The following is an 8,952-nucleotide window of genomic DNA, read 5'->3' on the forward strand; positions in this document are numbered from 1 at the left end:
TTACTCGGCTTCCCCAATCAGGGTAAAAGCCGCCCATTCCACTGGATTTGGGTACTGTTTAAGAGTCGTAAGCATGGCTTGACGCAGAGCAACTGCTTTGTCAGGTGTTTGTTGTAGCTGGCGATAGAATTCAGTCATCAGGTCAGCTGTGGAGTCATCAGGTACTTTCCAGAGGGAAACAACCACACTAGGTACACCAGCAGCAACTAAAGAACGGGATAATCCAATCACGCCATCACTGGTAACTCTACCTCTACCAGTGTTGCAAGCACTTAAAACTACTAACTCAGCACTAAGCTTGAGGTCGAGTATTTCACTGGCACTGAGAAAACCTTTATCTGTTTTAGTCGGAGCAAGGGCGATCGCTCCTGGTAAACCTAATCCCTGGAAGTCATTCAGTAAGCCGTGAGTAGCTAGATGTATGATCTTTGCCTTTGACATTTGCTCAACTACTGCTGCCTTAGTGGCTTGATTGCCAATCAGGGCTTGAGTATTGAACATCTCAGCGATCGCTAGCGCTTCTGTTTCTGTTCCAGGAAGAGGGGGCAAACCTTGAGGCATAGTGGGATTACCAATTACTAGCATCTCTTCTCCAGAAACCAGTTGCCGTTGCTGGTTAGTTAAATCCAGCACCTGAATCGAGGGAGCAGTGAGCATAGTATGTTTTTCGATCAGGTATTGACCAGAAGCGTCTTGTAGTGCTGGGAAAGGTACTAGAAACAAGGATTCGTGGGGAATAAAGGTTACACGAGCTTCGGGATTAGTAGGTAAGAGTTCCGCAATTGGTTCAATGAGCAGTTGATGCAGTTGTTTTAATCGTTCAGTTTGACCAGCTCTCTCTGTTTTAGTCAATCTTTCTCTGGGAACTAAATCAACTAGGGATGGGCTTCTTCTTAAAAAAATCGATTTACGAGTGATACCAACCAATTTGTCAAGAGATGTATCCAGATTAGTTAAATCAACCTGACGAAAAGCGATTTTACCTGTAGGTTTAATTACCCAAATGTAAAGCTCTTTGTCTTGAAGTTGCCGCACACCTTGGGCTTCGACAACTTCTTTGATAATCGAGTATAAAACTATTGTCGAGTTTTGTTCTTGGGTAATTTTTTTAATTTGTTTGATGTTCGGAGGAGCAATCGGTTTGTGATTTTTGAGGTTTGGTTCAGACTCTGATAAACCTCTCGCTAATAGTTCAACAAAGGCTCTTGCTCGTCCTCTTTCAGTAATTTCTAGGGCTTGATTGAATTGTTTTCGTTCTACTAAATACTCTTGTAAAGTGCTATAAGTTGTTTCATGAGTTTCAAATATTGATACTCTCTCAAGGTCATTGCTGCCTAAGTTTGACCGCAAAGACTCCCAAATTTCAATGGCAGCAAAGAGAGCCTCATTTGCTTCTTGAGGATTTCCGGCTTGATAGAGAGCATCACCTAAGTTACTCAAAGCTCGTCCCTTGGCGTGGCGATCACCTAGTTGCTTGGCAATTTTTAAACTTTGGCGTTGGTAGTTTACTGCTTGGTTGTAGTCTTCTAGAGCATGGTAAATTATTCCCAAATTTTCTAGGGCTACTAACTCTCCATAGTTATCTTGCAGTTTTTGTGCGATCGCTAAACTCTGCTGAGAGTATTCAATTGCTTGGTTATAGTCGGTCAGGGTATAGTACACCAAGCTCAAATTAGATAATGCTCTTGCCTTTCCAGGTAGGTTATCGGATTTTTTAGCGATCGCTAAACTTTTTTCTTTGTATTCAAGTGCTTTGGTATATTCCTTCTTAGCGTAGTAAGCTAATCCGAGATTGCTTACTATATTCCTTTTCCACTCAGACTCATTGGTTGAGTTTACTAGTTCTAGACCCTGTTTATAGTATTCAATAGCTTTGTCATAGTTTCCTATTGCGCCATAAGCGGCTCCTAAACCACTAAAAGCTTGTGGTTTTCTTCTTAAATTTGGGTCTGATTGGGCAAGATTAAAATGCTGCTTATGATAGTCTATAGCTTTGCCATAGTCTCCCAAAATATAGTGAGTTACTCCGAGGTTATGTAAAGCTTTTGCTTCTCGCAATTGATCGCCAATTTTTCGTGCAAATTCTAAGTTTTTATGATAGCATTCGGCAGCTTTAGTGTAATCTTTGGCAGCAACTTGTATAGAAAATCCTTGAGGATTTATGAGCAATTGTTCTTCTGCCAGACAATCTGTAATTTCCAGTACCAGGATTGTCAGTCGTTCTAGTTCAATTGCTTGAGTCTTGTTTAACCTCTTGCTCTGATTGACCGCCAAATCTGATCGATTAACCTGGGTTGGCAAGGCAGAGTTTTGATTGTCTGACCTTGGTGATGGTGTTGTTGGGGAAGGATTGGGAGGATTTACAGGATTTACAGCTCCAATATTTACCGGTTGTGGAGGTTGTGGAGGTTGCTGGGGTGGATTATCTAATGCTAGTGGTGGTCGTGGTGGAATACCTAAATCTGATGTTGTTGGAGGTTCTGGCGGTGGTACTGGTTGAAAAACTGGCTCTTCTTGTGTTGAAGATTCTGGCGGTAGTAGTGCTGGAAAATCTGACTGTAGTTGTGGTGGTAGGGTTGCTAATGGATTTGGGTCGATGACTGAAGCAGGTTCAATAATGGGTGGCTCTATAGGCAGGAACGCTGGAGCTTCAGGTACTACTGGGACTGGAGATTCTGCACTGCTTGGAAAGACATTCTGGTTGTCGAAATCTAGAATGGGAGTAATAGTAGGAGTATTAATGTCACTAACATCAAAAAGAGTAACGTTGCCACTCTCACCATTACTACTACCAGCATTTATATCACCAGGATTAATACGTCCCTCTGTAGCGAATAACTGAACCTCTCCTCCTTTACCTTCGATAGAGGAAGAATCAACTACCCCAGCACTAGTATCAATACTTCCTGTATCGCTAACGGCAGTAATATCACCACCATTACCATTATTACTGGAAGCATTGAGACTCCCGGTAGTGATATTACCTTCTGCTTTCAGGTCAATATTTCCACTATCACCACTTACCGCCGTTGAATCCAGTGTGCCACTACTAGTATCAATCTCTCCTTCCCTACTATTGAGGAAAATTCTTCCACCATCCGAGGTAACTGATGCTGTCCGAATATTACCTTTTGCTTGAATAACTACTTGCTTACCAGCGCTGATATCCTGCACCACCACATCGCCAGCATTAATACTTCCCTCGGTAGCGAATAATTGAACCTCTCCTCCTTTACCTTCCACAGAGGAAGAATCAACTACCCCAGCACTAGTATCAATACTTCCTCTATCGCTAACGGCAGTAATATTACCACCATCACCATTATTACTGGAAGCATTGAGACTCCCGGTAGTGATATTACCTTCTGCTTTCAGGTCAATATTTCCACTATCACCACTTACCGCCGTTGAATCCAGTGTGCCACTACTAGTATCAATCTCTCCTTTTCTACTATTGAGGAAAATTCTTCCACCATCGGAAGTAATTGATGCTGTCCGAATATTACCGTCTGCTTCAATAACTACTTGCTTACCAGCACTGATATCCTGCACTACTACATCACCATCTTGCACCTGGATACCAGAACCTATCAGTTGTACTGTACCCTCACGATTTACCTCAATTCCTGTAGCATCACCGCCGCCAACTGTCAGCAGTTCGGGTAGGGAAAGGGGAGTGAAGGGAACAGTGGCAGAGGGGGAAACTTCTAAACTGAGAATATTACCTCGCTGGGAAATACGGAGTAAATTTTCTCCAGGCACAGCCTCAATAGTAACTTGACCACCAGGGGCAGTAAGAGTGCCATTACTGATCACAGTACCACCTACTAAGGTTAAATTCTGCCCCTCTTTAACTGCTAAATCCGCTAAATTGATGATCCCACCTGGTTGGGAAACAGCAAAATCAAAAGTATTGGGCTTGCCTACCAAAGAAGCATAGTCATTGCTACCAATGGCGTTAAACCACCCGCCATCAAAACCAATACCAGTAGCGGTGGTGGCGGTAAAAGAAGCAGGTAAATCGATGCTGGCACCAGCACCAAAGACAATCCCAGCGGGGTTAATCAGGAATAAATTGGAATTACCCCCTGTAACCTGGATTAAGCCATTAATTACAGAAGCATCACCACCAGTGACTCGCCCTAGGATATTTTCGATATTAGGATTAGAGAGAAAGTTGGCAATCTGACCTTCACTCAGACCAAATTTCTGGAAGCTGTGAAAGAGATTCGCACCATCTCCCGACAGCTGACCGCCATCAATGTTGAATTGGTTACCCTCAGGGTTGACAACAGTACCAGTACCATCGTTGGCTTCAACTATCGGTTGCGCCTGCACAGGGGTTGGCAACGGGCAATAGGTCAAATAGGTTGAAGAACAAACAAGCAGGAAAAACTTAGTAGCTGCTGATCTTCCCTGACCAATGATCTGGCTCAACAGGTGAAGACAGCTCAATGTTAGTCTCATCAGTGATAGAATTCATAGGGAATCTGGGTCGAATACACCCTTTTCAAGAAAGTAGACCTAGATTTAACAGGGGGCTACTAGAGCGGATTTGGTATCAAAGCTCTACAGCTTCATTCCTTCGGAGAAATCCCCCTTGGGATGAGAACACTTGGTTTAATCTTTGGGAAATATCCAGCATCTCAGTTTCCTGTCAACTATGTATTTATCAGGGCTAATTCCTCCGTTTTATGCAGATTGTTGGTTTTTGTTACAAAACTTAACATACAGACTCGTTGGGCCTGTCTGCTTGCCTCAATAGCCCATGGCACCGAGAGTGGGATCGAGACAAAAAAGCTTTCGCGTAGCGGCTCGTAACGAGCCTCGGGTTTTGTCATGAGCAATTTGAGGGGGTGGCAGGTCAGCTATAGTTCTGTTGAGAAAGTACTATGAACGCCATAGCCAGAGGGCAAATCTCTCCAGGGTGCCCCTTTTCTCAACATCCCGAGCATGCCCTAAACCAATAATTTCTCCACCTCCTGTTAGTTTAAAAAATCTTAGTTAACTTGGATTACCTAGCAGTTTATCCCGCAGCTGCTTAATGCGATCGCGTAACTTTGCTGCGGTTTCAAATTCCAACCTCTTCGCTGCTTCCTTCATCTGTTCTTCTAACTGATTAATCAACTCCGGAATCTTCTCCAAAGGTACATCATCCACCTGTTCAAACACCGCTTCCAACTGTTGGGAATTCAACCGTCGGGAGACATCCAAAAATGTCAAAATCGGATTGTTGGCGGTTTTGCGAATCGGCTGTGGTACAATGTTATTTTTGATATTATACTCAATTTGAATCTTACGACGGCGATTAGTCTCATCAATCGCTTTTCTCATGCTTTTTGTAAAGGTATCAGCATACATAATGGCTTGCCCTCGGACATGACGTGCTGCTCTGCCTATAGTTTGAATAAGCGATCGCTCTGCCCTGAGGAACCCTTCCTTATCGGCATCCAAAATTGCTACCAGAGAGACTTCCGGCAAATCCAACCCTTCTCGCAATAAGTTAACTCCAACCAATACATCAAATTCACCCTGGCGCAACGCCTGCAAGATTTCAATCCGTTCAATAGAGTTAATATCCGAGTGTAAGTAGCTTACTCGAATATCCCGTTCTTGCAGATAGTCTGTCAAATCCTCAGCCATGCGCTTGGTTAAGGTTGTTACCAGCACCCTTTCCTGACAATCTACCCGCTGCTTAATCTCAGCCAACAAATCATCTACTTGACCTACTGTAGGACGGACAAAGATTTCTGGGTCAAGCACTCCGGTAGGACGAATGATCTGTTCCACGACTCGCCCTTGAGATTCTTCCATCTCCCAATCCCCAGGAGTAGCAGAGACAAAAATACACTGATTCACCTTTGCCCAGAATTCCTCTGCCTTCAGGGGTCGATTATCTGCTGCACTGGGTAAGCGAAAGCCATGGTCAATCAACACTTGCTTTCGAGCGCGATCGCCATTGTACATTCCCCGAATTTGCGGCACCGTAACATGGGATTCATCCACTACCAAAAGCCAATCTTCGGGAAAATAATCAATCAAACACTCTGGTGGTTCCCCAAGCTGGCGTCCAGCCAAGTGACGAGAATAGTTTTCCACACCATTGCAGTAACCAATTTCGAGCAACATTTCCAAATCATAGCGGGTACGCTGTTCCAACCGTTGCGCTTCTAGCAAGTTCCCAGCTTGCTCCAATTGAGCCAAACGTTCCTCAAGCTCTACCTTAATAGCATTACAAGCTTCTTCTAACCGTTCATCGGGAGTAACAAAGTGACGAGCAGGGTAAATATTTACGCCCTCTACACTTTGGAAAATTCCACCGGTAACTGGGTCAACGTAGTGAATAGCATCAATTTCATCTCCGAAGAATTCTACCCGAATAATTCGGTCTTCATAAGCCGGGCCAATTTCTAATACATCCCCCTTCACCCGGAACCGTCCGCGTCCCAATTCTAAATCATTCCGGGAATACTGTACTGAGACTAAATCCCGTAAGAGTTGGCGTTGGTCAACTTCGGTATTTACCCGCAGAGGAATCGAAGCTTTTAAGTATTCTGAGGGGATACCCAAGCCATAGATACAGCTAATGGAAGCCACCACAATTACATCCCGCCGTTCAAAAAGCGATCGCGTAGCTGAGTGCCTCAGCATATCAATTTCATCATTAATTGACGCGGTTTTCTCGATGTACGTGTCAGTGACCGGGATATAAGCTTCCGGCTGGTAGTAGTCATAGTAGGAAATGAAATACTCCACCGCGTTATGGGGAAAAAACCCCCGCAATTCGTTACATAACTGGGCAGCCAAGGTTTTGTTGTGGGCAAGTACTAGGGTAGGTTTGCCGACTTTTTCAATTACCGATGCCACGGCGAAAGTCTTACCTGTCCCCGTAGCACCCAGTAGAGTTTGGATACGGTTGCCAGCCTTGAGGTAAGTGGTGAGTTGGGAAATAGCTTGGGGTTGATCCCCTGTTGGTTGAAAAGGGGCTTCGAGGTTAAATAGCATTTTAGACGCTTCTGGCACAGTTAAAAAAAAATCCGTAAAAATACTATCTATAATTTCATCATAATTTTTGTACATTTATAGGTACTGATGGATAGATTATTACCCAAAGTCATTGTCTTGATGCAGTCGCTCATGGGGGAAACCCCCAAGACCGCGCTGCATCGCTAGATAGTTTTAAGACTTGCCCAAAATCCGGAGGGGAGGATGACAACTATCTGCTTAAATGCTAATTGCTGAAATCATAATTATTACGGATAAAAATATACGTTATCGGGAATTTATAACGGTTTTTTATTAAATTTATAACTATCACTTTTTATCATTTAGCATCAACATGTTCTTTAAGTTTAGAGCATTTTTATAATTTACTTAACCAAGCTTTTTTTGTACTACAGCGTTTTTCATAACTATGAGTAACACAGTTTTTTTTTAAGCACATACACAGAATTAATTGCCTAATCAAAATCTCTGTAACCCTTCCCCTGCAATGCTTTTATTTTTATACAATGTGCAATTCATTTTGTGTACCTGCTTATGTTCCCTATTCCCTATTCCCTATTCCCTATTCCCTATTCCCTATTCCCTATTCCCTATTCCCTATTCCCTATTCCCTATTCCCTATTCCCTATTCCCTATTCCCTATTCCCTATTCCCTATTTCCTATTCCCTATTCCCTATTTCCTAAAAATTATCAATTTGTACCTGATATAATTGAAAACCGCTGTAATAATTAATTGATTATTAAATTTATGATTATATCCTGAAAACTATGAAACACTAATCATATCTAATATCAAAAACTACCCAACAAATAAATGATTGTTAATTTTGGGAATGATTAATCGGTAATTGCGAGGGAGATAACTATTACCGATTATACCTGAAAACGCCCCAATTAATCGAGAATTATATGTAGTCAAAAAAAATAATAAACTCTAGAAAAGTTTATTAATTTCATCTCAAGATAAAAAAATCGTAATTATGAACTATATAAATGCTATTCAGCGGATTGAAATATTGTTAGTCCAAGATAATCATGGGGACTTAGATCTGACCAAAGCTACTTTAAAAAATAGCAATATTCGCAACAATCTGCAGACGTTTACCAATGGTAAGGAAGCTATGGCATTTCTACGTCGAGAGTCCCCTTATACTAAGGCACCCCGTCCCGACGTAATTTTGCTGGATTTGAATCTACCAGTGATGGATGGTCGTGAAGTGTTAGCACAGATTAAATCTGATCCAAAATTGAGTCTGATTCCAGTGATTATTCTCACTTCCTCAGATTCTGACCAGGACATCCTCACAAGCTACAAGCTAAACGCCAATGCCTACGTCACTAAGCCCTTTGAATTAGAGCAGTTTGTCAAAGTATTGAAGTCAATTGAAAACTTCTGGCTAAGTATTGTTAAACTGCCACCCAAAAATTAACCATTGCCAATTCAGAGGATATCTGAAAAGTTTTTTGATACTGAATTTTGCCCCCCTAGCCCCCCAAGTTTGGGGGGAATAAGAGTCAATTTGCTTCTAAAAGTCCCCCAAAATTGGGGGATTTAGGGGGCTTGGATGTAGCAAATGGGACTTCTCAGACAACCTCTCATGCTATAGCGTTTGTATCTGGGAATAGGTAATAGGTAATAGGTAATGGAGAGTTGGTAGTTGACGATTACCAACTCTCCATTACCTATTACCAAAAATTTTGAGACTATGTCTTGATGCAGTCGCTCATGGGGGAAACCACGGCAGTCGCTCATGGGGGAGACCACGGCAGTCGCTCATGGGGGAAACCCCCAAGACCGCGCTGCCTCCCCAAGACCGCGCCTGGCTGCCTGACACAAGTGGCTCAAAGCTTGCAATGACGTTGTTTGCGAGAAAAGGGGCAGAGTGATAGGCAAGCGCAAGAGTCACTACACAACTAGCTCAACAGCAAGCATGTCTTACTCTACC

The 8,952-nt window shown here is 42.8% G+C and carries 5 protein-coding genes; 3 read left to right on the forward strand and 2 right to left on the reverse strand.

The genetic code is table 11. The features are described 5' to 3' along the window. Complete coding sequence (locus F6K46_RS26575; protein WP_293117509.1) at window positions 1-4,467, reverse strand: CHAT domain-containing protein; 4,467 nt, start codon at window positions 4,465-4,467, stop codon at window positions 1-3. Window positions 4,468-5,004: 537 nt separating this feature from the next. After that, a complete protein-coding gene (uvrB, locus tag F6K46_RS26580) occupies window positions 5,005-7,005 on the reverse strand; it encodes an excinuclease ABC subunit UvrB (RefSeq protein WP_293055368.1) in 2,001 nt (666 codons plus the stop codon). Between the two features lie 506 nt (window positions 7,006-7,511). Between uvrB and F6K46_RS26585 the strand changes: the two genes are divergently transcribed. The 3 genes from F6K46_RS26585 to F6K46_RS26595 all read left to right on the forward strand — a co-directional run bounded on the left by F6K46_RS26585 (window position 7,512) and on the right by F6K46_RS26595 (window position 8,864). Further along, window positions 7,512-7,739, forward strand: coding sequence for a hypothetical protein (locus F6K46_RS26585; protein WP_293054904.1), 228 nt, complete (start codon window positions 7,512-7,514; stop codon window positions 7,737-7,739). A gap of 247 nt (window positions 7,740-7,986) precedes the next feature. Next, window positions 7,987-8,436 (forward strand): response regulator, encoded by a 450-nt coding sequence (locus tag F6K46_RS26590; RefSeq protein WP_293054906.1) that lies wholly within the window; start codon window positions 7,987-7,989, stop codon window positions 8,434-8,436. Window positions 8,437-8,720: 284 nt separating this feature from the next. Further along, window positions 8,721-8,864 carry a hypothetical protein gene (locus F6K46_RS26595; protein WP_293054908.1) on the forward strand — a complete coding sequence of 48 codons (144 nt, stop codon included), beginning with the start codon at window positions 8,721-8,723 and terminating at the stop codon, window positions 8,862-8,864. Window positions 8,865-8,952 lie beyond the last annotated feature (88 nt).

It is taken from the genome of Moorena sp. SIO3E8 (assembly GCF_010692445.1).
In the GTDB taxonomy this organism is placed as follows: Bacteria; Cyanobacteriota; Cyanobacteriia; order Cyanobacteriales; family Coleofasciculaceae; genus Moorena; species Moorena bouillonii.